Here is a 242-nt window from a genome sequence, read left to right on the forward strand (position 1 = left end):
TATTCGATTATTTTTTTTTACTCGCACCGTGCCAGTATTCAATCAATGAATCAACACTAATGATCAAAACGATAAATAAAATGGAAATTCCCAAAGTTATTAATCTATTCTTAACAGGAATACTATTTTTTGCTTCAAAGTTGGTAAGCTTATTTACTATATCGATCACTACTTCTTTATTCAAGAATAGGACTAAAAGTAACACTAGAAAAACTATTATAGCATTGGCTAATGCTGGATAG

1 protein-coding gene is annotated in these 242 nt (G+C 28.9%); it reads right to left on the reverse strand.

All coding sequences use genetic code 11. The features are described from left to right. Positions 1 to 7 precede the first annotated feature (7 nt). Positions 8 to 242: hypothetical protein (locus ACRHOC_RS15040; RefSeq protein ID WP_431159429.1), on the reverse strand; the 235-nt coding region annotated here is incomplete at its 5' end.

It is taken from the genome of Winogradskyella poriferorum (genome assembly GCF_050618035.1).
GTDB classification, from domain to species: domain Bacteria; phylum Bacteroidota; class Bacteroidia; order Flavobacteriales; family Flavobacteriaceae; genus Winogradskyella; species Winogradskyella poriferorum_A.